This is a genomic window from Pseudomonas sp. JY-Q (assembly GCF_001655295.1).
In the GTDB taxonomy this organism is placed as follows: domain Bacteria; phylum Pseudomonadota; class Gammaproteobacteria; order Pseudomonadales; family Pseudomonadaceae; genus Aquipseudomonas; species Aquipseudomonas alloputida.
This window is the reverse complement of record NZ_CP011525.1, coordinates 4,378,917-4,402,944: the sequence shown is the minus strand read 5'-3', so window position 1 is coordinate 4,402,944 and position 24,028 is coordinate 4,378,917. Positions and strand designations below refer to the sequence as shown.

Annotated in this window: 25 protein-coding genes; 22 read left to right on the top strand and 3 right to left on the bottom strand. The window is 63.5% G+C overall.

Annotated features, from left to right (window positions below; genetic code table 11):
* The first annotated feature begins 8 nt into the window (after window positions 1–8).
* The 13 genes from flhF to AA098_RS19755 all read left to right on the top strand — a co-directional run bounded on the left by flhF (window position 9) and on the right by AA098_RS19755 (window position 12,078).
* Window positions 9–1,316 (top strand): flagellar biosynthesis protein FlhF, encoded by a 1,308-nt coding sequence (flhF, locus tag AA098_RS19815; RefSeq protein WP_064614941.1) that lies wholly within the window; start codon window positions 9–11, stop codon window positions 1,314–1,316.
* A 93-nt stretch (window positions 1,317–1,409) separates the two neighbouring features.
* Complete coding sequence (gene fleN, locus AA098_RS19810; RefSeq protein ID WP_003254408.1) at window positions 1,410–2,243, top strand: flagellar synthesis regulator FleN; 834 nt, start codon at window positions 1,410–1,412, stop codon at window positions 2,241–2,243.
* A complete protein-coding gene (fliA, locus tag AA098_RS19805; protein WP_003254406.1) occupies window positions 2,240–2,980 on the top strand; it encodes an RNA polymerase sigma factor FliA in 741 nt (246 codons plus the stop codon). The genes fleN and fliA overlap by 4 nt, the downstream gene beginning before the upstream one ends.
* A gap of 107 nt (window positions 2,981–3,087) precedes the next feature.
* Window positions 3,088–3,462 carry a chemotaxis response regulator CheY gene (locus AA098_RS19800; RefSeq protein WP_010955070.1) on the top strand — a complete coding sequence of 125 codons (375 nt, stop codon included), beginning with the start codon at window positions 3,088–3,090 and terminating at the stop codon, window positions 3,460–3,462.
* Between the two features lie 21 nt (window positions 3,463–3,483).
* A complete protein-coding gene (locus AA098_RS19795) occupies window positions 3,484–4,272 on the top strand; it encodes a protein phosphatase CheZ (RefSeq protein ID WP_003254403.1) in 789 nt (262 codons plus the stop codon).
* A gap of 12 nt (window positions 4,273–4,284) precedes the next feature.
* Entirely contained in the window at window positions 4,285–6,534 is a 2,250-nt protein-coding gene (locus tag AA098_RS19790) for a chemotaxis protein CheA (RefSeq protein WP_054889625.1), read from the top strand.
* A 46-nt stretch (window positions 6,535–6,580) separates the two neighbouring features.
* Window positions 6,581–7,693, top strand: a complete 1,113-nt coding sequence (locus AA098_RS19785) for a chemotaxis response regulator protein-glutamate methylesterase (RefSeq protein ID WP_003254400.1) — start codon at window positions 6,581–6,583, stop codon at window positions 7,691–7,693.
* Entirely contained in the window at window positions 7,693–8,433 is a 741-nt protein-coding gene (locus AA098_RS19780) for a flagellar motor protein (protein ID WP_003254399.1), read from the top strand. Before AA098_RS19785 ends, AA098_RS19780 begins: the two co-directional genes overlap by 1 nt.
* 3 nt (window positions 8,434–8,436) lie before the next feature.
* Window positions 8,437–9,294: a flagellar motor protein MotD gene (motD, locus tag AA098_RS19775; protein WP_003254397.1), complete on the top strand. Its 858-nt coding sequence runs from the start codon at window positions 8,437–8,439 to the stop codon at window positions 9,292–9,294.
* A gap of 184 nt (window positions 9,295–9,478) precedes the next feature.
* Window positions 9,479–10,267 (top strand): ParA family protein, encoded by a 789-nt coding sequence (locus AA098_RS19770; RefSeq protein WP_003254396.1) that lies wholly within the window; start codon window positions 9,479–9,481, stop codon window positions 10,265–10,267.
* Entirely contained in the window at window positions 10,267–11,160 is an 894-nt protein-coding gene (locus AA098_RS19765) for a CheW domain-containing protein (RefSeq protein ID WP_003254394.1), read from the top strand. The genes AA098_RS19770 and AA098_RS19765 overlap by 1 nt, the downstream gene beginning before the upstream one ends.
* A 41-nt stretch (window positions 11,161–11,201) precedes the next feature.
* On the top strand, window positions 11,202–11,681 hold the full coding sequence (locus tag AA098_RS19760; RefSeq protein ID WP_003254393.1) for a chemotaxis protein CheW: 480 nt from the start codon (window positions 11,202–11,204) through the stop codon (window positions 11,679–11,681).
* Between the two features lies 1 nt (window position 11,682).
* Window positions 11,683–12,078, top strand: a complete 396-nt coding sequence (locus tag AA098_RS19755; RefSeq protein WP_054889626.1) for a DUF2802 domain-containing protein — start codon at window positions 11,683–11,685, stop codon at window positions 12,076–12,078.
* A gap of 113 nt (window positions 12,079–12,191) precedes the next feature.
* Here AA098_RS19755 and AA098_RS19750 read toward each other — a convergent pair whose 3' ends face one another.
* The 3 genes from AA098_RS19750 to AA098_RS19740 form a co-directional block, all read right to left on the bottom strand.
* A complete protein-coding gene (locus AA098_RS19750) occupies window positions 12,192–14,903 on the bottom strand; it encodes a dermonecrotic toxin domain-containing protein (protein WP_064614940.1) in 2,712 nt (903 codons plus the stop codon).
* Between the two features lie 67 nt (window positions 14,904–14,970).
* Window positions 14,971–15,309 (bottom strand): EscU/YscU/HrcU family type III secretion system export apparatus switch protein, encoded by a 339-nt coding sequence (locus AA098_RS19745; protein WP_003254388.1) that lies wholly within the window; start codon window positions 15,307–15,309, stop codon window positions 14,971–14,973.
* On the bottom strand, window positions 15,306–16,862 hold the full coding sequence (locus AA098_RS19740) for a flagellar hook-length control protein FliK (protein WP_060538974.1): 1,557 nt from the start codon (window positions 16,860–16,862) through the stop codon (window positions 15,306–15,308). Before AA098_RS19740 ends, AA098_RS19745 begins: the two co-directional genes overlap by 4 nt.
* A gap of 238 nt (window positions 16,863–17,100) precedes the next feature.
* Here AA098_RS19740 and ccmA point away from each other — a divergent pair, with 238 nt between their 5' ends.
* Genes ccmA through ccmI form a run of 9 tightly spaced genes read left to right on the top strand, consistent with a single transcriptional unit; the run spans window position 17,101 to window position 24,017 of the window.
* Window positions 17,101–17,733 (top strand): cytochrome c biogenesis heme-transporting ATPase CcmA, encoded by a 633-nt coding sequence (gene ccmA / locus AA098_RS19735; protein WP_004577457.1) that lies wholly within the window; start codon window positions 17,101–17,103, stop codon window positions 17,731–17,733.
* On the top strand, window positions 17,730–18,398 hold the full coding sequence (gene ccmB, locus AA098_RS19730; protein ID WP_003254382.1) for a heme exporter protein CcmB: 669 nt from the start codon (window positions 17,730–17,732) through the stop codon (window positions 18,396–18,398). The genes ccmA and ccmB overlap by 4 nt, the downstream gene beginning before the upstream one ends.
* Before the next feature lie 46 nt (window positions 18,399–18,444).
* Window positions 18,445–19,212 carry a heme ABC transporter permease gene (locus AA098_RS19725; protein WP_003254381.1) on the top strand — a complete coding sequence of 256 codons (768 nt, stop codon included), beginning with the start codon at window positions 18,445–18,447 and terminating at the stop codon, window positions 19,210–19,212.
* Entirely contained in the window at window positions 19,209–19,385 is a 177-nt protein-coding gene (gene ccmD / locus AA098_RS19720) for a heme exporter protein CcmD (protein ID WP_003254380.1), read from the top strand. Before AA098_RS19725 ends, ccmD begins: the two co-directional genes overlap by 4 nt.
* The gene (gene ccmE / locus AA098_RS19715; protein ID WP_004577458.1) at window positions 19,382–19,837 is read left to right on the top strand and encodes a cytochrome c maturation protein CcmE; all 456 of its coding nucleotides are present in this window, start codon (window positions 19,382–19,384) and stop codon (window positions 19,835–19,837) included. The genes ccmD and ccmE overlap by 4 nt, the downstream gene beginning before the upstream one ends.
* Window positions 19,838–19,848: 11 nt before the next feature.
* A complete protein-coding gene (locus AA098_RS19710; protein ID WP_004577459.1) occupies window positions 19,849–21,822 on the top strand; it encodes a heme lyase CcmF/NrfE family subunit in 1,974 nt (657 codons plus the stop codon).
* Window positions 21,819–22,355 carry a DsbE family thiol:disulfide interchange protein gene (locus tag AA098_RS19705; RefSeq protein WP_003254377.1) on the top strand — a complete coding sequence of 179 codons (537 nt, stop codon included), beginning with the start codon at window positions 21,819–21,821 and terminating at the stop codon, window positions 22,353–22,355. The genes AA098_RS19710 and AA098_RS19705 overlap by 4 nt, the downstream gene beginning before the upstream one ends.
* A complete protein-coding gene (locus tag AA098_RS19700) occupies window positions 22,352–22,828 on the top strand; it encodes a cytochrome c-type biogenesis protein (protein WP_003254376.1) in 477 nt (158 codons plus the stop codon). Before AA098_RS19705 ends, AA098_RS19700 begins: the two co-directional genes overlap by 4 nt.
* Entirely contained in the window at window positions 22,821–24,017 is a 1,197-nt protein-coding gene (ccmI, locus tag AA098_RS19695) for a c-type cytochrome biogenesis protein CcmI (protein WP_003254375.1), read from the top strand. Before AA098_RS19700 ends, ccmI begins: the two co-directional genes overlap by 8 nt.
* Window positions 24,018–24,028 lie beyond the last annotated feature (11 nt).

Genomic DNA, 24,028 nt, shown 5'->3' with positions numbered 1-24,028 from the left:
AGGGGATAATGCAAGTTAAGCGATTTTTCGCCGCCGATATGCGTCAGGCCATGAAACTGGTCCGTGACGAGCTGGGCGCCGATGCCGCAATCATTGGCAACCGCCGCATTGCCGGTGGTGTCGAGCTGACGGCCGCGCTGGACTACAAGCTGTCCGCCCTGGCCCCGCGTGTGCCCAACGCCGAGCTGGAAGAAGAGCTGCGCAAGACCCACACGCGCATTGCCACTGCCCAGGCCGAGCTGGACCAGCGTCAGGACAGCAGCGACAACAACCGCCAATTGTTCGCCGGGCAATCTTTGACCGCTGCCGAACCGTTGATCGAGCCGCACGTCGATGCCCCTGAGGCCGCTGCCGCACCGGCTGCTGCGCCGGTTGACCCACGTCTGTTCGATGCCATGCGCTCGGAGCTGTCGGGCCTGCGCGAGCTGCTGGAAGTGCAACTCGGTTCGCTGGCCTGGAATCAGCTGCAGGGCAGCAAGCCGCAGCAGGCCAACCTTTGGCGCCGCCTGCAGCGCATCGGCCTGTCCGGGCCGATCGCCCGCGAGCTGCTGGACCTGACCGCCGAGATCGAGGAACCGCGCCAGGCCTGGCGCATGCTGCTGGCTCACTTGGCGCGGATGATCGAAGTGCCTGAAATCGAGCCGATCGAAGAGGGCGGGGTGATCGCCATGGTCGGCCCGGCGGGCATGGGCAAGACCACCACCCTGGCCAAGCTGGCCGCGCGCTACGTGCTCAAGTACGGCGCGCAGAACCTGGCGCTGGTGAGCATGGACAGCTTCCGTATCGGCGCCCAGGAGCAGCTCAAGACCCTGGGCCGCATCCTCAACGTGCCGGTGACTTACGTCGACCCGGGCCAGTCGCTGGCAGCAGCGCTGGAGCCACTGCTGCGCAAGCGCGTGGTGCTGATCGATACTGCCGGCCTGCAGGCCAGCGACCCTGCGCTGCGCATGCAACTGGAAACCTTGGCCGGGCGTGGCATTGCCGCGAAGAACTACCTGGTGCTGGCCACCACCAGCCAGAAGCAGGTGCTGACCGCCGCCTACCACAGCTACAAGCGCTGTGGCCTGGCCGGCTGCATCCTGACCAAACTCGATGAAACGGCAAGCCTTGGCGATGTGTTGAGCCTTGCCATCAGTCATGAACTGCCAGTGGCCTATCTTACCGATGGCCCACGCATTCCTGACGACCTGCACCTGCCGCGGGGCCACCAGTTGGTCACGCGGGCGGTGAATGTGCAGCAGCAGGACGAGCCCAGCGAAGAGGCCATGGCCGACATGTTCGCTGATCTCTATCACAACCCACGGCGAGCGGGTTGACCATGAAGCGTGTGCAAAGTCGCTATGCCAAGGGGCACGCAGAATTGCCCTACGTGTGGCCTGAGTCCCAGCGAGACAAGGTAAAGAACAGACATGGGTAGCATGCATCCCGTACAGGTGATCGCCGTGACCGGTGGCAAAGGTGGCGTCGGCAAGACTAACGTTTCAGTGAACTTGTCCCTGGCGCTGGCCGAGCTTGGCCGCAGGGTCATGCTGCTGGACGCCGACCTGGGCCTGGCCAATGTCGACGTGTTGCTGGGCCTTACCCCCAAACGTACCCTCGCCGATGTGATTGAAGGGCGTTGCGAGCTGCGTGACGTGATGCTGCAGGGCCCCGGCGGTGTGCGCATCGTACCGGCAGCCTCGGGCACCCAGAGCATGGTGCATCTGGCCCCGGCCCAGCATGCCGGGCTGATCCAGGCGTTCAGCGAGATCGGCGACAACCTCGATGTGTTGGTGATCGATACCGCTGCGGGTATCGGTGACTCGGTGGTCAGCTTCGTTCGCGCCGCCCAGGAAGTGCTGCTGGTGGTGTGTGATGAACCTACCTCGATTACCGACGCCTACGCGTTGATCAAGCTGCTCAATCGCGACTATGGCATGAACCGTTTCCGTGTGTTGGCCAACATGGCGCAGAGCCCGCAGGAAGGGCGCAACCTGTTTGCCAAGCTGACCAAGGTCACCGACCGCTTCCTTGACGTTGCCCTGCAGTACGTGGGTGCTGTGCCGTACGACGAGTGCGTGCGCAAGGCGGTGCAGAAGCAGCGTGCCGTCTACGAAGCCTTCCCTCGCTCCAAGTGTGCGCTGGCCTTCAAGGCGATTGCCCAGAAGGTCGACAGCTGGCCGCTGCCGGCCAATCCGCGCGGCCATCTGGAGTTCTTTGTCGAGCGCTTGGTGCAACCCACCAGCGCGGGACCCGTACTATGAACGCCAGCGGCTTCAAGATGTACAGCCGGGCGGCGAAGGACGCCCAGTACGAGCTGATCGAACGCTACGCCCCGCTGGTCAAGCGCATCGCGTACCACCTGTTGGCGCGCTTGCCGGCCAACGTACAAGTCGAGGACCTGATCCAGGCCGGCATGATCGGCCTGCTGGAAGTGGCCAACAAATACGACGCCAGCAAGGGCGCCAGCTTTGAGACCTACGCCGGCATCCGCATCCGCGGGGCCATGCTGGACGAAGTGCGCAAAGGCGATTGGGCACCGCGTTCGGTACACCGCAACACCCGTATGGTCAGTGATGCCATGCGTGCAGTTGAGGCCAGAACAGGCCGTGACGCTAAAGATCATGAAGTTGCTGCCGAACTCCAATTGAGTCTCGATGATTACTACGGGATCTTGAACGATACCCTGGGCAGCCGCCTGTTCAGCTTTGACGACCTGTTGCAGGACGGCGAGCACGAAGGGCTGCATGAGGATGGCGCCAGTGGCCAGGTCGAACCTGCGCGCGGCCTGGAGGAGGAGCGCTTCCAGGCTGCCCTGACCGAGGCCATCGCCAACCTGCCGGAGCGTGAGCGCCTGGTGCTGGCGCTGTACTACGACGAAGAGCTGAACCTCAAGGAAATCGGTGAGGTGCTGGGTGTCAGCGAGTCGCGGGTCAGCCAGTTGCACAGCCAATGTGCCGCGCGCCTGCGCAGCCGCCTGGGGGAATGGCGGGCGCGTTGAGCCCACTGTCGTTGCAGTCGTTTTCCACGTTGTACCGAATTGAATGAGTGCGTGCTCGGTAGGCCGAGCGCGTTTGAGACTGCTTGGAGGTCTAATTGGACAAGAACATGAAAATCCTCATCGTTGACGACTTTTCGACGATGCGGCGGATCATCAAGAACCTGTTGCGTGACCTGGGTTTCACCAACACCGACGAAGCCGATGACGGCACCACGGCGTTGCCGATGCTGGAAAACGGTCACTACGACTTCCTGGTGACCGACTGGAACATGCCGGGCATGTCCGGCATCGACCTGCTGCGTAAAGTGCGTGCCAGCGACAAGCTGAAAAGCATGCCGGTCTTGATGGTGACCGCTGAAGCCAAGCGCGACCAGATCATTGAAGCGGCACAGGCCGGCGTCAATGGTTACGTGGTCAAGCCGTTCACCGCTCAGGTGCTCAAAGAGAAGATCGAGAAGATCTTCGAACGCGTCAACGGCTGAGTCACGTCAGGGGGGCGCGTCATGGATTCATCACAAACGTCTTTGGGCGAGTTCGAGTCGACCCTGAAGAAGCATGCTCAGGAGTTGGTCGAAAGCCTGGAGCGGGGCCGTTTCGGCGAGGCGGTGCAGTTGATTCACGAACTGAACCAGACCCGCGACCGCGGCCTGTACCAGGAAGTCGGCAAGCTGACTCGCGAGCTGCACAGTGCCATCGTCAGTTTCCAGATCGACCCCACCATGCCGCAGGCAGAAGAGGTGTCGCAAATTACCGACGCCACCGAGCGCCTGTCGTATGTGGTCAAGCTGACCGAGGGCGCGGCCAACCGCACCATGGACCTGGTCGAGGAAAGCACACCGGTGCTCAATGAGCTGGCCAGCGAGGCCAAGGCCCTGAGCACCGACTGGCAGCGCTTCATGCGCCGCGAAGTGGCTGCGCCGGAATTCCGTGATCTGGTCAAGCGAGTCGACAGTTTCCTGACGCACAGCGCCGAGGGCAACCGCAAGGTTTCCGGGCACCTCAATGACATTTTGCTGGCCCAGGACTATCAGGACCTGACCGGCCAGGTGATCAAGCGCGTCACCGCACTGGTGACCGAGGTGGAAAGCAACCTGCTCAAGCTGGTGCTGATGGCCAGCCAGGTCGACCGCTTTGCCGGTATAAAACATGACCACGATCAATTGCGTGCAGAAAAAGATCGAGAAAAACATCCGACTCGGGGTGAAGGTCCGCAGATTCATGCCGATAAGCGTGAAGACGTCGTGTCCGGTCAGGACGATGTCGATGATCTGCTGTCCAGCCTTGGTTTTTAAGGAGCACGTTTGATGAGCTTCGGCGCCGATGAAGAAATCCTCCAGGATTTCCTGGTAGAAGCCGGCGAAATTCTTGAGCAATTGTCCGAGCAACTGGTCGAGCTGGAAAGCCGACCTGACGATGCCGACCTGCTCAATGCGATCTTTCGCGGTTTCCACACTGTAAAAGGGGGCGCCGGCTTCCTCCAGCTGAACGAACTGGTGGAGTGCTGCCATATCGCCGAGAACGTGTTCGACGTCCTGCGCAAAGGTGAGCGCCGGGTCGATGCGGAACTGATGGATGTGGTGCTCGAGGCACTGGATACGGTCAACAGCATGTTTGGCCAGGTGCGCGAGCGTGCCGAAGTGACACCGGCCACCCCCGCACTGCTGGCAGCGTTGTCGCGCCTGGCCGAACCTGGCGCAGCCGAAACTGTTGCAGCGCCTGCACCGGCACCGGTTGCCGACGTGTCGGTTGCCGCGCCGGCCGAGGCCGAGGAGCAACACCAGGACATCACTGACAGTGAATTCGAGCAGTTGCTCGATTCGCTCGATGCGATCAAGGCGCAAGCGGCGGCCGACGAGCAGATGCAGGGCGAGACTGTCAGCGGTGCGGGTGATGAAATCACCGACGCCGAGTTCGAATCGCTGCTCGACCAGTTGCACGGCAAGGGCCAGTTCAATGCCGAGGTTGCCGCGCCGCCGGTGGCCGTCAGCAGCGAAGCGGTCAGTGATGAGATCACCGACGCCGAATTCGAATCGCTGCTCGACCAGCTGCATGGCAAGGGCACCTTCCAGGCTGGCGCCTTGCCAGCCGCCCAGGCACCAGCGCCTGCCGCACCCGACAACAGTGCCGCCAGCGATGAAATCAGCGAGCACGAGTTCGAAGCCCTGCTGGACCAGTTGCACGGCAAGGGCAAGTTCGGTGGCGATGTTGCCGCTGTAGAGGCCCCGGCTGCTGTCCAGGCGCAAGCGCCGGCTGCCGCCAAGGCCGAAAGCCCGCCGGTGGCCAAGCCCGCTGCCGCGCCAGCGCCAGCGCCTTCGCCGGCCAGCAAACCTGCCGCGGCGCCTCGCGCGCCGGCCCCGGCCGCTGAAAAGCATGCCGCCAGCGAAGCGGAAACCACGGTACGCGTCGATACCGCGCGCCTGGACGAGATCATGAACATGGTCGGCGAACTGGTGCTGGTGCGTAACCGTCTGGTGCGCCTGGGCCTGAACAGCGGCGACGAGGCCATGTCCAAGGCCGTGTCCAACCTTGACGTGGTCACCGCCGACCTGCAGACCGCGGTGATGAAAACCCGTATGCAGCCGATCAAGAAAGTCTTCGGCCGCTTCCCGCGCCTGGTCCGCGACCTGGCGCGCCAGTTGAAGAAAGAGATCAATCTGGAGCTGGTCGGCGAAGAGACCGACCTTGACAAGAACCTCGTAGAAGCCTTGGCCGACCCGCTGGTGCACTTGGTGCGCAATGCGGTCGACCACGGTATCGAGATGCCCGACGAGCGTGAAACGTCTGGCAAGGCACGTACCGGCCGCGTAGTGCTGTCGGCCGAACAGGAAGGCGACCACATCCTGCTGTCGATCTCGGACGACGGCAAGGGCATGGACCCGAACATCCTGCGCGCCAAGGCCGTGGAAAAGGGCCTGATGGACAAGGACGCCGCCGAGCGCCTGAGCGAGTCGGACTGCTACAACCTGATCTTCGCCCCTGGCTTCTCGACCAAGACCGAGATTTCCGATGTGTCCGGGCGTGGCGTGGGCATGGACGTGGTGAAAACCAAGATCTCCCAGCTCAACGGCTCGATCAACATTTTCTCGGCCAAGGGCCAAGGCTCCAAGATCGTCATCAAGGTGCCGCTGACCCTGGCGATCATGCCCACCCTGATGGTGATGTTGGGCAACCAGGCGTTCGCCTTCCCGCTGGTCAACGTCAACGAGATCTTCCACCTCGACCTGTCGCGCACCAACGTGGTCGACGGCCAGGAAGTGGTGATCGTGCGCGACAAGGCGCTGCCGCTGTTCTACCTCAAGCGCTGGCTGGTCCAGGGCCAGGTGCACGAAGAGCAGCACGAAGGCCACGTGGTGATTCTGTCGGTCGGCACCCAGCGCATCGGTTTTGTCGTTGACCAACTGGTGGGCCAGGAAGAAGTGGTCATCAAGCCGCTGGGCAAGATGCTGCAAGGCACCCCGGGCATGTCCGGGGCCACCATTACCGGCGACGGTCGCATCGCGTTGATTCTCGACGTCCCGAGCATGCTCAAGCGTTACGCCGCGCGGCGTATTTGATTTCGGTGGCGCGCCCTGGCGGGTTGCGCCGCCTAATGGAGTGTTTATGGCAGTCAAGGTCCTGGTGGTGGATGATTCTGGTTTCTTCCGCCGCCGTGTCTCGGAAATCCTCTCGGCGGATCCAACGATCCAGGTAGTGGGTACCGCGACCAACGGCAAGGAAGCAATCGACCAGGCGCTGGCGCTCAAGCCCGATGTGATCACCATGGACTACGAAATGCCCATGATGGATGGCATTACCGCCGTGCGGCACATCATGCAGCGCTGCCCGACGCCCGTATTGATGTTCTCGTCGCTGACCCATGAAGGCGCCCGCGTCACCCTCGACGCGCTGGATGCCGGCGCAGTGGACTACCTGCCGAAAAACTTCGAGGACATCTCGCGCAACCCTGACAAGGTCAAGCAGTTGCTGTGCGAGAAGGTGCACACCATTTCGCGCAGTAACCGCCGGATCGGCAGCTATGCCAGAACGGCGCCGGTCGCCGCGCCAGCGCCCGCCAGCACTTTCGCCAGCCAGGCGCAGACGCGCCCGGCAGCACCTGCCCGTGCTGCGGCCCCGACACCGGCGGCCTCGCAGTCGCCGGCACCCAAGCGCAAACCCTACAAACTGGTGGCCATCGGTACCTCCACGGGGGGGCCGGTGGCGCTGCAGCGGGTACTGACCCAGCTGCCGGCCAATTTCCCGGCGCCGATCGTGTTGATCCAGCACATGCCGGCGGCGTTCACCAAAGCGTTTGCCGAACGCCTGGACAAGCTGTGCCGCATCAGCGTCAAGGAAGCCGAAGACGGCGACATGCTGCGCCCGGGCCTGGCCCTGCTGGCCCCCGGTGGCAAGCAGATGATGATCGATGGCCGTGGCACAGTGAAGATCCTGCCCGGCGACGAGCGCCTGAACTACAAGCCGTGCGTGGACATCACCTTCGGTTCGGCGGCCAAGTCGTACGGCGACAAGGTGTTGTCGGTGGTGCTCACCGGCATGGGCGCCGATGGCCGCGAGGGCGCGCGCCTGCTCAAGCAGGGGGGCAGCACGGTGTGGGCCCAGGATGAAGCCAGCTGCGTGATTTATGGCATGCCCATGGCCATCGTCAAGGCCAACCTGGCGGATGCCGTGTACAGCCTGGATGAAATCGGCAAGCACCTGGTGGAGGCGTGCGTCTGATGGATGTCCTCAGCCTGATCGGTTTGATTCTGGCTTTCGTTGCCATCGTCGGTGGCAACTTCCTTGAAGGCGGTCATGTCGGTGCTCTGGTCAATGGCCCGGCGGCTCTGATCGTGCTGGGAGGCACCCTGGCGGCGGCGTTGTTGCAGTCGCCGCTGTCGTCGTTCAAGCGTGCCTTGCAGATTTTGCGTTGGATCCTGTTTCCGCCGCGGGTCGATCTGGCGGGCGGCATCGACCGTGTGGTGAACTGGAGCCTGACCGCTCGCAAAGAAGGCCTGCTGGGCCTGGAAGGGGTAGCGGACAGCGAGCCCGACCCCTATGCGCGCAAGGGCCTGCAACTGCTGGTGGATGGCGCCGAGCCGGAAGCGATCCGCAGCATCCTTGAGGTCGACTTCCTTACCCAGGAAGGCCGTGACATCCAGGCAGCCAAGGTATTCGAAAGCATGGGCGGCTATGCGCCGACCATCGGCATCATCGGGGCGGTCATGGGCCTTATCCATGTGATGGGCAATCTGGCCGACCCGTCGCAACTGGGCAATGGCATTGCCGTGGCCTTTGTCGCGACCATTTACGGTGTGGCCAGTGCCAACCTTGTGCTATTGCCGGTCGCCAGCAAGCTCAAGGCCATCGTCATGCGCCAGTCGCGCTACCGTGAAATGCTGCTCGAAGGCCTGCTGTCGATTGCCGAAGGTGAAAACCCGCGCTCGATCGAGCTGAAGCTGCAAGGCTTCATGGAGTAACCCATGCGTCGCCGTCGTCATACCGAGGAACACGAAAACCACGAGCGCTGGCTGGTGTCGTACGCCGACTTCATCACGTTGCTGTTCGCCTTCTTCGTGGTGATGTATTCCATTTCCTCGATCAACGAGGGTAAGTACAAGGTTATTTCCCAGGCTTTGCTAGGGGTATTCAACGACCCCGAGCGCAGCATGAAGCCGATCCCGATTGGCGATGAGCAGCCGCTGAGCGTTCGCCCGGCCCAACCGCTGGTCAAAGACAGCGAGCAGACCGAAGCGGGCCTGGCGGCGACCAATGTCGACCCGTTGAAAACCATCAGCGATGACGTGCGCGATGCCTTCGGCGACCTGATCAACAGCGACCAGATGACTGTGCGCGGCAACGAGCTGTGGGTGGAGATCGAGCTCAACTCATCGCTGCTGTTTGGCAGCGGTGATGCGATGCCCAGTGACAAGGCGTTTGCGATCATCGAGAAGGTGGCCAACATCCTCAAGCCGTTCGCCAACCCGGTGCACGTCGAAGGCTTCACCGACAACCTGCCGATCCGCACCGCGCAGTACCCCACCAACTGGGAGTTGTCCTCGGCGCGCGCGGCCAGCATCGTGCGCCTGCTGGCCATGGAGGGCGTCAACCCGGCACGCATGGCTTCGGTAGGCTACGGCGAGTACCAGCCGGTGGCCAGCAACGATACCGCCGAAGGGCGCGCACGCAACCGCCGGGTGGTGCTGGTGATTTCCCGTAACCTGGAAGTGCGCCGCAGCCTGACAGGCTCGGGCAGCGCCAATGCCACACCGGATGCCGCATTGCGCCGTGCTGGCACACAAAGTGCACCGGCAACACGAGCAACAGTGGCGGGGCAGTGATACGTCAATTCCCCGTCGCCGCTGTCCCCTGCAGGCGCGGGTTTACCCGCGAGCCGGGCGACGCGGTGTATGGCACCGGTTGCACCGGTGTTCGCGGGTAAACCCGCTCCTACATTGATTGCGCGAGCTTTCGAATTTTGAGCAAGGCAGTGTCCCTGCCAAATCAATAGATAGAGTTTGCTTGATGAGAGTCTGGGCAGTAGCCAATCAAAAAGGTGGTGTCGGCAAGACCACCACTACCATTGCCCTGGCCGGCCTGCTGGCCGAGGCCGGCAAGCGCGTGGTTGTCGTCGACCTCGACCCGCACGGCTCGATGACCAGCTACTTCGGGCACAACCCGGACGCCCTGGAGCACAGCTGCTACGACCTGTTCCTGCACAAGGGCACGGTGCCCGAAGGCTTGCCCGGGCAACTGCTGCTGCCCACCAGCGATGAGCGCATTTCGCTGCTGCCGTCGAGTACCGCCCTGGCGGTGCTGGAGCGCCAGTCGCCAGGGCAGAATGGCCTGGGCCTGGTAATCGCCAAGAGTCTGGCGCAGCTGTGGCAGGATTTCGACTATGCCCTGATCGACAGCCCACCCTTGCTGGGTGTGCTGATGGTCAATGCCCTGGCCGCCAGCCAGCAGCTTGTGATCCCGGTGCAAACCGAGTTCCTCGCCGTGAAGGGCCTGGAGCGCATGGTCGGCACCTTGGCCATGGTCAACCGTTCGCGCAAGCAGGCGCTGCCGTACCAGATCGTACCGACCCTGTTCGACCGTCGTACCCAGGCGTCGCTGGGCACCCTCAAGTTGCTGCGTGACACCTACGGGCAGCATGTGTGGCAGGGCTACATCCCGGTGGATACGCGCCTGCGTGATGCCAGTCGCAAGGGCGTCACGCCTTCGCAGTTCGACAGCAAGAGCCGTGGGTTGATCGCCTACCGGGCGCTGCTCAAGCACCTGCTCACCTACAAGACCGCAGTGCAGGTGGCCTGATGACTCAAACCCGGCAAACCAGCACCCGGCCCCAGATGGCCCTGCAATCGTACCTGGACGGCCTGCTGCAGGAGGCCACCGAGGCCGAAGACCTGAGCGAGCAGCCGGCAGTGGCGGATGAGTTCGCCGAGGCGGTGCGCGAGGAGCAGGCACGCGATGCCCGGCAGCCAGCCCGGCCTGAGCCCGCCGAAGCCGCCGCCAGCTTTGCCCCGCGGCCGTTCGCCGAACCCCGTCTGGCGGTGCTGACCAGCGTGATGCCAGTGGAAGCCCCGGTGGTGACGGTGGTCGAGCAGGAGGTCGTGGCCGAAGCCAGCATCCCGGTACTGGTCGAAGAACAAACCGTGGAACCAGCTGTGCCGCTGGTCGATGTGCATCTGCCGGCACCCAACCTGCCCGTACCCCCGGCCACTGTCGATGGTCGTCCGGTGTGGGCGGCCGAGCCGTTCGAATGCCTGCTGTTCGACGTTGCCGGCCTGACCCTGGCGGTGCCGTTGGTGTGCCTGGGCTCGATCTACACCCTGGCTGGCCAGGAGCTGACGCCACTGTTCGGCCAGCCCGACTGGTTCCTCGGCATCCTGACCTGCCAGGCCGGCAACCTGAAGGTGCTGGACACTGCGCGTTGGGTAATGCCCGACCGCTACCGCGATGATTTTCGCCAGGGCCTGCAATACGTGATTTCGGTGCAGGGCTACGAATGGGGGCTGGCGGTGCATCAGGTCAGCCGCTCGCTGCGCCTGGACCCGTCGGAGATCAAGTGGCGCAGCCAGCGTGGCCAGCGCCCGTGGCTGGCCGGCACCGTAATCGAACACATGTGCGCACTGCTCGACGTCGCCGCACTGGCCGAGCTGATCGCCAGCGGTGCGGTCAAGCAGATGCACGCCAAACAGAAATGACACAGAACATACCGCCAACGGCGGATTTTGAGGGTAGGGGAATGAAAAAGTCGTCTGCACAAGGTTCCGAAGATCCGATCCTGCAGTGGGTTACCTTCCGTCTGGACAACGAGTCCTACGGCATCAATGTGATGCAGGTGCAGGAAGTCCTGCGCTACACCGAGATTGCCCCGGTGCCGGGTGCGCCGAGCTACGTGCTGGGCATCATCAACTTGCGCGGTAACGTGGTGACGGTGATCGACACGCGTCAGCGTTTTGGCCTGATGCCGACCGAAGTGACCGACAACACCCGTATCGTCATCATCGAAGCCGACAAGCAAGTGGTCGGCATTCTGGTCGACAGCGTGGCCGAAGTGGTTTACCTGCGCCAGTCCGAAATCGAGACCGCGCCGAACGTGGGTAACGAAGAGTCGGCCAAGTTCATTCAGGGCGTGTGCAACAAGAATGGCGAACTGCTGATCCTGGTCGAACTGGACAAGATGATGACCGAGGAAGAGTGGTCCGAGCTGGAGAACATCTGAGTTGATTCTACAGGTTGCTGTCATCTTCCTGGCGCTGGCCTGGGCGCTGAGCCTGTGGTTTTTCCTCAACTACAGCAAGCGCCAGCGCGAGCTGGCAGCGCAGCAGGCCGAGGGCGATGCGCTGCGTGACCAGCGCATCAAGGACTTGGCCAAGCGTCTGGATGACTACCAGAACGGCACTGTGCGCATGGGTGAGGCCATCCATGAGCTGCGTGCGACGGTGGCTACCCTGCCAGACCGGCTGGAGCGCCTCGAGCAGCGCGACCCCAGCAACGTTACCTTTAGCCAGGCGGCCAAGCTGGTGGGGATGGGGGCGAGTGTCGATGAGTTGACCCAGAGCTGCGGCCTGACCCAGGCCGAGGCGGAGTTGATGAGCAAGGTGCACCGGGCTCCTTGACGGGGGCTGGCAGGTAGCCTCGTTAGCAGGCTCGTCACCTGGGACATCGAGCGGCGCCCATGCGTCGCTCGATCTGAAGGGCGCCGCCAGGCCCGTTCAGTTCCCCATGCATTTCAGTTGCGAACCCAGGAGTGATTGCCGCCGACGCCGGCAAAACGGTTCAGGGGCAGCAATTGCTTCAGGGCAGCATTGGCCTGTGAGGCGTCGATGAATGGGTAGGTGTTGACGCGTGGCATGATGTGCAAGTTGATGATCTGGCGCAGGGTCCGCAGGCCGGGTAGATGGCGATCGACCATCTCGGTGAGCAGCGCCGGGCCGGTGAGGTAGCTGAGCTTGTTGGCATAGCGGTAGAAATTGCCAGGGTCCTGTTCCAGGCTCGGTCGGCTGTCGTAAAAGTCTGCATGGGCCTGGTAGCGTGCGAGCATTTCATCCGAGATCGCATCCAGCACCGGGTTGCCTGGGTGGCTACCTATGAGGCTGGTGTTGTACAGGCAATTCATGCTCATTTTTTCGTTGCACATCGGCGGTGGCAGCAGCAGCCCATCGGGCGGGGTGTGCAGCTCGACCTGGTCGATCGTTTCGCCCTTGCCGTCCGGCAGCAGGAAATCGTCTACGTCCATGTACAGCCCACCCTCATGGTGCAGCATTCGGTAGCGCAGCACATCCGTCGCCGACGCGTAATTGGTGGCGATGCCACCGTTGCCATCCAGTGCTGCATCGTACTGTGCGTAATAGCGGCTCTGGCGGAAGGCCCGGAAGAAACCTTGCTCTTCAAGCGGCAATACCTGAAGCCCTGGCGCCCGGGCTGCCAATAGCCTTGCGTTCTGTTCGTAGGCGGTAGGCGAAGCCTTCGACAGAAACAGGCGCATGCTGTATTCACTGTCGCTCAGGCGCGCTGCGTTGGCGGCAAGGTTGGCCAGCAATGGCTCGCCAAGGACGTTGTTGCCGACCCAGAGGCTGGATATGAGTGTTGGGATAGGTGCGCTGTCCGGCGCCCGTGTCGGTATTTGCACCGGCAGGGGCAGGTCGACACCCAAGGCGCGCAAAGTGCGCGTGCGCATGGCGTCGGTTACCGGCCGAGGCATGTCGAGCGCCACCAGGTCACGGCTGCCGGGGACTGCCACGTAGGCTTGCGGATCGACCTCGTTGACGTCGTCCTTGAGGATGAACGCATTCCGCTCCATGTCATAGACCACCCGCGCGTTGTAGGTTTCGATGCTGCATTCCAGGTCGTCCAGTTCGCCATCGTAGTGGGGCAACCGTATCACCGCGCCGGCAACCTCCGGGTCGCCGTCATCAAGGGGTGCAATGGGCTCGTGGTTGTGGAAGTACTCCGCGCCTTCTGGCTCTGGAAGCCGCGGTGGGCTGGTCGGGCTCAACGGATAGCCGAGCTGCCCGTTGACCTCGCGCGGCATGACAAAACCATCGCTTTTGAACTCGAACAGGGCCTTGATGCCTGCTGTGCCCTCCGTTGCCAGCGGTACGGCGTTGAACAGCCCCCAGGCGATGTCGCCCACCCCATCCTGTTTGGCTTTCAGGCTGTGGCCGTTGATCACCTGATCCAGGCCCAGGCCCAACTGGGCAATGCCACCGAGCGCCAGCAGGGGCGCCAGCCCCGGCACCACCAGGCACAGTGGCGCTAGCAGGTTGAGCGTATTGGTGAGGTAGCCTCGCCATTTGGCTTTGGTAACCTGGCTATCGGTGGTGATGACAAAATCGGCATCGTCGTAGCTGCGCTGGCGCTGGCGCTCGGTCAGGGCTGCGAACATATCCCCGGTCAGTTTGGGGTTGTACTTGCCAGGTTTGTAGTTCACGTAGGTTCTGGGGGGCCAGACGCCATCATCGTTGAAATAACCATGTTCAGGCGGCAGCCGGTGCCGAACCGGATAGTCGCCAAGGCCCTCGAGCGCGGTGTCCAGGCCGCTGAAATCGAGGCCCTGAGGGCGGTCGGCAAGCCTGAAGTGTTGTTTGAGTGCCTCGCGTCGGGCGGGGTCCTTGCACTGATCGCCCACCCAGTCCTTGAGCAGGTTCTCGCTGGCGAATTCGAGCAAGGGCGAGCTGTTACCTGGCATGTACAGCAGGGTCAGATCGCTGTGGGGGGCATTGATGTACAGCAGGTCGGTGGCCGCATAGCCATAGATGCTCAGCGTGCTCACCCGTATCTTGAAACGCTGCGGCATCATGCCGGCGGCTTGCCATGCCAGCTCCCTGGCGGCATCGCTCAGGCGCCCCTGGCTGACCTGGGCGTTGCAGGCGGCGATGAAATTGAGCTTGCTGGCCAGGCGGTGACTGTCCTGATGCTCCTGCCAGTACGTGTCGAGCATGGCTTTGAACGGCCTGTGAAAATCCAGCGCGTCTATGAACCGCTGGAAAGCTTCAGCCGGTACCTGAACGTGGGTCGAGGCATCGTAACGGGCAGGGGACGATCGCTGGAACAGGCCGTTGTACACTTCGAAGGCTGCGCCCTGATGGCCAAAGCCCAGCGCTGGCAGGCGATCGACCAGCTTCAACGGCCCTTGGGGGAAGGTGCCTGCCCAAGGGTTGGCGAACAGCGCGCCGATGAGGTTGTTATCGGACTCCCCTTGCCAGTTGCCCAGCAGCGCCTGGGTCATGCTCTGGGTCTGCTGGATCGCTGCCACATACCCTTGGTCATCCGGCCGGTAGTGCAGGGTGACCACATCGACGCGATCGGGGTCGATATGCACACCTTGCCCGGCAAGCCACTGCCGGATCAAGCGATTGGCTTCGCGGTCCGGGCGTGGGATGTTGGCCAGATGGTCTACTACGAACTGCACGCCTTTGGCGTTGATTCTGCTGTCGATCATGACGGTCACCTTGTACGTGGGAAGCCGACAAGGTTGGGCGCATGGAGGGGGAGGGGGTGGTAGATAGTTACTGGCCAGTGCCGGGCAGCAGGGGCAATGGTGGGGTGATATCGCGCTCTGCCGGGGGCGGATCATCGAAGCCGGCGGGTACCTTGCCGCGCAGTTGCCAGGCGAAGGCGATGATCTCGGCAATGGTCAGGTACAGCGCTTCGGGTATTTGATCGCCCAGCTCCAGCCGCGCCAGCAGGCGCACCAGCTCGGCGTTTTCGTAGATCGGCACTTCGTGTTCGCGGGCGAGCGCAAGGATGGCCTCGGCCAGGTCCTCGTCGCCCTTGGCGGTGAGGGTCGGTGCCTGATGGCCGTCGTAGTTCAGCGCTATGGCTTGGCGTGGTGTCGTATCGTTCATGCGGTTTCGTCCACCCAGCGTTGTTCCATCCGTGTGCGTGGCCCCTGCGGCGGGATGCCCGGGTGGCACTCCAGGTCGCCGACTTCCAGGCCCCGGGCCACCAGGCGCGCGCGCAGCGCGCCAAGCTGGGCGTCGATCAACCGCGCGGTCTGCTCGCGCTCCGCCCATAGCTGCCCGCTCAGGCGGCCCTCGCTCAGTTGCGCCTGCACTTGCAGGGGGCCGAGCGGGGACAAGTCGAAGGCCAGCTCGATGCGCCACAGGGCTTGCCGAGGGTTTTGGGCTTCATGTTGGCGGTCGGCCTGTTGTTGTGGGGTTTCTTCGCGCTGCAGTTTGACTTGCAGCGGGATGAAGTCCTGGCCGTGGCGGATCGGCACTTCGGTTTGCCAGGTGGTCTGCAGGTTGCCGTTTTCCAGCGTGCCGGTTTGTTGCAGGCTGCTCATGGCGTGGCTCTGCAAACGTGAAACAGCAGCGGCAGCCAGGCGCAGCAGCTGTTGCAGGTCGCCTTCCTCTTCCAGGGCCTTGAGCAGGCGCGACGGTAATGGGAACGCGCCCGGCTGCGGCTTGGGGCTGACCCGCTCGAGCATGCCCAGTGCGCTGCGCGCCAGTATCGGCATGGTCAGGGCCAGGTTGGCGGGGCTCAGAGTGGTGGCCCCTGCCGGGAGGGCAGGGGCCTGGGCCATCAGCCGCAGTAAATGTGCTTTGAGGTCGGTGTCGACGCTGGCGGTGGACCCACTCAGCAGCTTCGCTTCGAGAAAGCTGCCGCTGTTGTTCAGGGCCTGGGCCACTGCCTTGGCGTCGCCCAGTTGTCGGGCGTCCGGCAGGCCGGCCAGCAGGCGTTCGGCGCTGGCGCGCAGCTCGCCATCGACGCCTGGGTCGCGGGTGAGCTGTTGCAGGGTGTTGAGCAGGCCGGGCAGCGAGGCTTGACGGTTTTGCTGTGTCAGCAGCTGTTGGGCAATGCTGAGTTGGTCCTGCCTGCCGCTGAGCGGCACGAAGCGCAATGACTGATCACCCTGCACCAGGGCGCTGAGCAGGCTGCCAATGGCCAGCGGACGCGGGCTGTCGATGCTCAGCGTGGCACCGGCCTGGGTGCTGTTGAGCAAGCTGACCAGCGCCCGGTACACGGCCGGTTGGCCGGGTGCCTGAGCCAGCGGTTGGTTGGTCAGGACCTTGCCTTGCAGCAAGGTGCCGACCGGCACCTTGCTGGTGTCCAGCTGGGTGAGGGTGGCGACCTGGCTGGCGCTGGCCTGTTGCAACATGATCGCCAGGCGATTGCTTTCGGTCTGGCTGACGGTGATCTGGCTGCCTTGGGGCAGCGGCTGGCTGGCGTTGGCCTGTAGTTGGGTCTGCACGCCGTTGGCCTGCATCAGCCTTAGCACCAGCTGAAAGTCCTGGCCCGCCTGGCGCAACGATAAAACCTCGGCTTGCGCGGTTTCGCCGGGGGCCAGCAACCCGGGCTGTGCCTGGATAAGGCGCAGCAGTTCGCCGGTCGTGCCCGCCTTCATGGCTTGGCTGTTGATCGCGGTTTGTGCGCCGAGACTATTGATTTCAGTCATGATTGTATACAACCTGTCGAGCCCGGCCTCTTGGCAGCGCGGCGGCGCGTGTAATAATGCCGAGCGCCCGTGGTTGCCAGTATAACGGCAGCGCGCGGGGCGACTTGAGACACAAGGGTTCTGGAGCGGCGTCGCCTGTTTCGCGGGTGAACCCGCTCCTACAGGGTTCTGTGGGAGCGGGTTCACCCGCGAAACAGGCGACGCCGCTCCAAAGCCCTACTGAAGATAAGGCGAAACCGTGACCCTTCACCTCCAAGCCGCGGGCCTGGCCTGCGAGCGCGACTGGCGCCTGCTGTTCGAACAGCTCGATTTCGAGCTGGGCGCCGGTGACATGCTGCAGATCAGTGGCCCCAACGGCAGTGGCAAGACCAGCCTGTTGCGCCTGTTGGCCGGGCTGATGCAGCCGACAGCCGGGCAGATTCTGCTGGGTGGCAAGCCACTGGCAGAGCAGCGTCATGCCCTGGCCAGCGCCCTGCTGTGGATTGGCCACGCCGCTGGCATCAAGGACTTGCTCACCGCCGAGGAGAATCTCACCTGGCTGTGCGCCTTGCACCAGCCGGCCAGCCGCGAGGCGATCTGGGCGGCGCTGGAGGCTGTCGGCCTGCGCGGTTTCGAAGACGTCCCCTGCCATACCCTGTCGGCCGGCCAGCAGCGCCGCGTGGCGCTGGCTCGGTTGCACCTGGCTTGCCCGCCGCTATGGATTCTCGACGAGCCGTTCACCGCGCTCGACAAGCAAGGCGTGGCGCAGCTTGAAGCGCACCTGGCAGCCCACTGCGAGCGGGGCGGCACGGTGGTGCTGACGACTCACCACACACTGGAACGCAAGCCCTCCGGTTACCGAGAACTGAACCTGGGGCAATGGGCTGCATGAGCGTATTCATTTTGTTGCTGCGCCGCGAAGCGCGCCTGCTGTTCCGTCGCCCGGCCGAACTGGCCAACCCGTTGGTGTTCTTCGCCATTGTCGTGGCCATGTTCCCGCTGGCGGTCGGCCCGGAAAGCCAATTGTTGCAAACCTTGTCGCCGGGCCTGGTCTGGGTGGCGGCGTTGCTGGCCGTGTTGTTGTCGCTGGACGGCCTGTTCCGCAGCGATTTCGAGGACGGCTCGCTGGAGCAATGGGTGCTGTCGCCGCACCCACTGCCGCTGCTGGTGCTGGCCAAGGTGCTGGCGCACTGGATCTTTTCCGGGCTGGCGCTGGTATTGTTGGCGCCACTGCTGGCACTGATGCTGGGGCTGCCAAGCCATTGCCTGCCGGTGCTGCTCGGTTCGCTGCTGCTGGGTACGCCGGTATTGAGCTTGCTGGGCGCGGTAGGTGCAGCACTGACAGTCGGCCTTAAACGCGGAGGTTTGTTACTGGCGTTGCTGATTCTGCCGTTGTATATCCCTGTATTGATCCTGGGCAGTGGTGCGTTGCAAGCGGCGTTGCAAAATATGCCGGCAACCGGCCATCTGCTCTGGCTCGCCAGCCTGACGGCCCTGGCCGTTACCCTGGCACCCTTTGCGATAGCGGCCGGCCTGAAGATCAGCGTCGGCGAATAACGAGTCCCGGGCTCTCAAGCCCGGCAAATACCCTGGATGTACCCTGATGAAAATAAGCTGGACGTGGTTCCACAAGCTGGGCTCCCCGAAATGGTTCTATGCCATCAGCGGCCGCATGCTGCCGTGGCTGGCCGGTGCTGCCGTGCTCCTGCTGCTGGTCGGCATCACCTGGGGCCTGGCCTTCGCCCCCCAGGACTACCAGCAAGGCAACAGCTTCCGCATCATCTATATCCACGTGCCGGCGGCGATGCTGGCGCAGTCCTGCTATGTGCTACTGGCGGTGGCCGGGGTGGTGGGGCTGGTGTGGAAGATGAAACTGGCCGACGTCGCCCTGCAATGTGCCGCGCCCATTGGCGCCTGGATGACCGCCGTGGCCCTGGTTACCGGCGCCATCTGGGGCAAGCCGACCTGGGGCAGCTGGTGGGTGTGGGATGCCCGCCTTACGTCCATGCTCATCCTGCTGTTCCTGTACTTCGGCATTATTGCGCTGGGCCAGGCGATCAGTAATCGTGACAGTGCAGCCAAGGCCTGTGCGGTGCTTGCGATTGTCGGTGTGGTGAATATCCCGATCATCAAGTATTCAGTGGAGTGGTGGAACACCCTGCACCAGGGCGCCACCTTCACCCTTACCGAAAAGCCGGCGATGCCGGCCGAAATGTGGTTGCCGCTGTTGTGCACGGCGCTGGGTTTCTACTGTTTCTTCGGCACCGTACTGCTGCTGCGCATGCGCCTTGAAGTGCTCAAGCGCGAAGCACGCGCCAGTTGGGTCAGGGACGAAGTATTGAACAGCCTGGGACGGAGGGCCGCACAATGAGCTTTGCCACCTTCGGTGACTTTCTCGCCATGGGCCACCATGGCCTGTACGTGTGGTCGGCCTATGGCATCTGCCTGGCGGTGCTGGCGCTGAATGTCGGTGCGCCACTGCTGGCCCGTCGTCGCTATTTGCAAGAAGAGGCGCGCCGTTTGCGCCGGGAGAACAACCAGTGAATCCGCAGCGCAAGAAACGCCTGTTGCTCATCGTCGGCCTGCTGGTCGGCGTCGGGGTTGCCGTCGGCTTTGCCTTGAGCGCATTGCAGCAGAACATCAACCTGTTCTATACACCGACCCAGATCGCCAACGGCGAAGCCCCGCTGGACACGCGCATCCGCGCCGGCGGCATGGTGGAGAAAGGCTCGGTGCAGCGTTCGGCCGACTCGCTGGACGTGCGTTTCGTGGTAACCGACTTTAACAAGTCGGTACCCATCACCTACCGCGGCATCCTCCCCGACCTGTTCCGCGAAGGGCAGGGCATCGTCGCCCTTGGCAAGCTCAATGCCGACGGTGTGGTGGTAGCCGATGAAGTGCTGGCCAAGCACGACGAGAAATACATGCCGCCCGAAGTCACCAAGGCCCTGAAGGAAAGCGGCCAGGCCGCTACCGGCGGGGAGACGAAGCCATGAACGCAGCACTGGTGGTCCCCGAACTGGGCCAGTTGGCGATGATTCTGGCCATCTGCTTTGCCGTCGTGCAGGCCAGTGTGCCGTTGCTTGGCGCGTGGCGTGGCGACAGCCTGTGGATGAGCCTGGCGCGGCCGGCAGCGTGGGGGCAGTTCGCCTTCCTGGCGTTTGCCTTTGCCTGCCTGACCCATGCCTTCATGACAGACAATTTCTCGGTCGCCTATGTGGCCAGCAACTCCAACAGCGCCTTGCCCTGGTACTACAAGTTCAGTGCGGTGTGGGGCGCCCATGAGGGTTCGTTGCTGCTTTGGGCGCTGATCCTCGGCGGCTGGACCTTTGCCGTGTCGGTGTTCTCCCGGCAGTTGCCGCAGGTGATGCTGGCCCGCGTGCTGGCGGTAATGGGCATGATCAGCGTGGGCTTCCTGAGCTTCCTGATCATTACTTCCAACCCGTTCCAGCGCCTGCTGCCGCAGGTGCCGACTGATGGCCGTGACCTCAACCCGCTGCTGCAGGACTTTGGCCTGATCGTTCACCCACCCATGCTCTACATGGGCTATGTGGGCTTCTCGGTGGCCTTCGCGTTCGCCATTGCCGCCTTGCTCGGCGGCCGGCTGGACGCTGCCTGGGCGCGCTGGTCGCGGCCGTGGACCATCGTCGCCTGGGCTTTCCTGGGTGTTGGCATCACCTTGGGGTCGTGGTGGGCCTACTACGAACTGGGCTGGGGTGGCTGGTGGTTCTGGGACCCGGTGGAAAACGCCTCGTTCATGCCTTGGCTGGTGGGCACCGCACTGATCCACTCGCTGGCGGTGACCGAGAAACGCGGGGTATTCAAGAGCTGGACGGTGCTGCTGGCAATTGCCGCATTCTCGCTGAGCCTGCTGGGTACCTTCCTGGTGCGTTCCGGGGTGCTGACCTCGGTGCACGCGTTTGCCGCCGACCCGTCGCGGGGTATTTTCATCCTGTTTTTCCTGCTGTTCGTGGTCGGCGGGTCGCTCACCCTGTTCGCCCTGCGCGCACCGGTGGTCAAGAGCCAGGTCGGTTTCGCCCTGTGGTCGCGTGAAACGCTGCTGCTGGCCAACAACCTGGTGCTGGTGGTCGCGGCTTCGATGATTCTGCTCGGTACCCTGTACCCATTGGTGCTCGATGCCCTGACCGGGGCCAAGCTGTCGGTCGGCCCGCCCTATTTCGACGCCTTGTTCCTGCCACTGATGGCGCTGCTGATGGTGGTGCTGAGCGTGGGCGTGGTGGTGCGCTGGAAGGACACCCCGGGCAAATGGCTGGTCAGCATGATGACCCCGGTATTGATCGGCAGTGCCATCCTTGCCCCGGTTGCCGGCTTTATCGTCGACGACTTCGACTGGCCGACGCTGACGGCCTTCGCTCTGGCCGCCTGGGTAGTGCTTGGCGGGCTGCGTGACATTTTCGACAAGACCCGCCACAAGGGCCTGGTCAAAGGCCTGCCGGGCCTGGGCCGCAGCTACTGGGGCATGCAACTGGCGCACCTGGGCCTGGCGGTGTGTGCGCTGGGCGTGGTGCTGTCCAGCAACAACAGCGCCGAGCGCGACCTGCGCATGGCGCCGGGCGAAAGCGTGGAGCTGGGTGGCTATCACTTCCTGTTCCAGGGCGCCAAGCACTTCGAGGGGCCGAACTTCATCTCTGACAAGGGCACCATCGTGGTCAGCCGCGATGGCCGTGAAGTGACCACACTGTACCCGGAGAAGCGCCTGTACACCGTGCAACAGTCGATGATGACCGAAGCGGGCATCGACGCCGGCTTTACCCGCGACCTGTACGTCGCGCTTGGCGAGCCACTGGAGAATGGCGCCTGGGCTGTGCGCGTACATATTAAGCCTTACGTCCGCTGGATCTGGCTGGGCGGTCTGCTGACCGGCCTGGGCGGGTTGCTGGCGGCCCTCGACCGGCGCTACCGCGTCAAGGTCAAGACCCGGGTGCGTGATGTCCTGGGCGTGTCTGGAGCAGCTGCATGAAGCGTTGGATCATGGTAGTGCCCCTTGCAGTGTTCCTGCTGGTGGCGGTCTTCCTCTACAAGGGGCTTTTCCTCAAGCCCGACGAGCTGCCTTCGGCAATGATCGGCAAACCGTTCCCGGTGTTTTCCCTGGCGTCGACACAGGGGGACCGCACCCTGACTCAGGCCGACTTGCAGGGGCGCCCGGCACTGGTCAACGTGTGGGCCACCTGGTGCCCGTCGTGCAAGGTCGAGCACCCGTACCTGAACCAGCTGGCACAGCAGGGGGTGGTGATCCATGGGGTCAACTACAAGGATGACAACGCCGCCGCGCAGAAGTGGTTGGCCGAGTTCCACAACCCCTATCAGCTGGATATTCGTGACGAACAGGGCAGCCTGGGCCTGGACCTTGGGGTGTATGGGGCGCCGGAAACCTTCCTGATCGATGCCAAGGGCATCATCCGCTACAAGCACGTCGGCATCGTCGATGCCACGGTCTGGCGTGAACAGCTGGCGCCGTTGTACCAGGGCCTGATTGATGAGGCCAAGCCATGAGGCGTTGGCTGGCAGCTGCGGTGCTGGGCATGAGCCTGGCCGGTGTGGCCAAGGCGGCTATCGACACCTACCAGTTTCGCGACGAGGCAGAGCGCGAGCGTTACCAACAGTTGACCAAGGAACTGCGCTGCCCCAAGTGCCAGAACCAGGATATTGCCGACTCCAACGCGCCGATTGCTGCCGACCTGCGCCGAGAAATCTTCCGCATGCTTGGCGAAGGCCAGAGCAACCAGCAGATCATCGACTTCATGGTCGACCGCTATGGCGACTTCGTGCGCTACAAGCCAGCGCTCAGCGGGCGTACCTGGCTGCTGTGGTTTGGCCCGGGGATCTTGCTGGCCGGTGGCTTCGTGGTGCTGGCGGTGATCGTACGCCGGCGCCGTGCTACGGCCGTGCAGGGCGCCGATGAGTTGTCTGCCGAAGAACGCGAGCGTCTCGCCAAACTGCTGGAAAAAGAACAGACCCATGATTGAATTCTGGCTTAGCGCGGGCCTTCTGCTGCTCGCTGCCCTCAGCTTTTTGCTGCTCCCGATCCTGCGTGGCCGCCGTCGCCAGCAGGAAGAAGACCGCACGGCCTTGAACGTGGCCCTTTACCAGGAACGTGTCGCCGAGCTGGCGGCCCAACAAGCCGCCGGTGTGCTCGATGAGGCGCAGATGGCCAAGGGCCGGGACGAGGCTGCCCGCGAGCTGCTGGCCGATACCGAAGGCGCCGAGGCCCCGCGCCAGGGGCATTTGGGCAAGGCCCTGCCGCTGCTGGCTGCGGTACTGGTACCGCTGATGGCGCTGGGGCTGTACCTGCATTTTGGGGCGGCCGACAAGGTGGCGCTGACCCAGGAGTTTGCCGAGGCTCCCAAGTCGATGGAAGAAATGACCACGCGCCTTGAACGCGTGGTGCAGGCCCAGCCGGATTCGGCCGAGGCCATGTATTTCCTTGGCCGGGCCTACATGGCCGAGCAGCGCCCGGCCGACGCCGCGCGTACGTTCGAACGGGCCGTGGCCCTGGCTGGCCGCCAGCCCGAGCTGCTGGGGCAGTGGGCCCAGGCCCAGTACTTTGCCGCCAACAAGCAGTGGAGCCCGCAATTGCAGGCGCTGACTGACGAAGCGCTGAAGGCGGACCCCAACGAGGTGACCAGCCTGGGCCTGCGCGGTATTGCCGCGTTTGAAGGCGAGCGCTATCAGGAAGCCATCGACTACTGGAAGCGCTTGCTGGCGCAGTTGCCAGAAGGTGATGCATCGCGAGCGGCGTTGCAGGGGGGGATCGACCGTGCCGCCGAGCGCCTGGGTGGCGCGCCAGTGCAGGCTACCGAGCCTGCACCTGTGGCGGCTCGCCTGAAAGTGCGGGTGGAACTGGCGGCTGCCTTGAAGGACAAGGTCCAGCCGGACGACACGGTGTTTATCTTCGCTCGCGCCAGCAATGGCCCGCCGATGCCGCTGGCGGCCAAGCGGGTGACCGTGGCGCAGTTGCCGATCGAGGTGGAGTTGTCTGATGCTGATGCGATGATGCCGCAGATGAAACTGTCGCAGTATGCCGAAGTCCAACTGGTTGCACGTGTTTCACGCGCGGGTCAGCCTACCCAGGGTGAGTGGATTGGCCAGGGGGCGCCGTTGTCTAGCGCCACCCAGGCTACCCAGCGCCTGACCATCGACACTCCAGACCAGTAAGAGAGCAATGC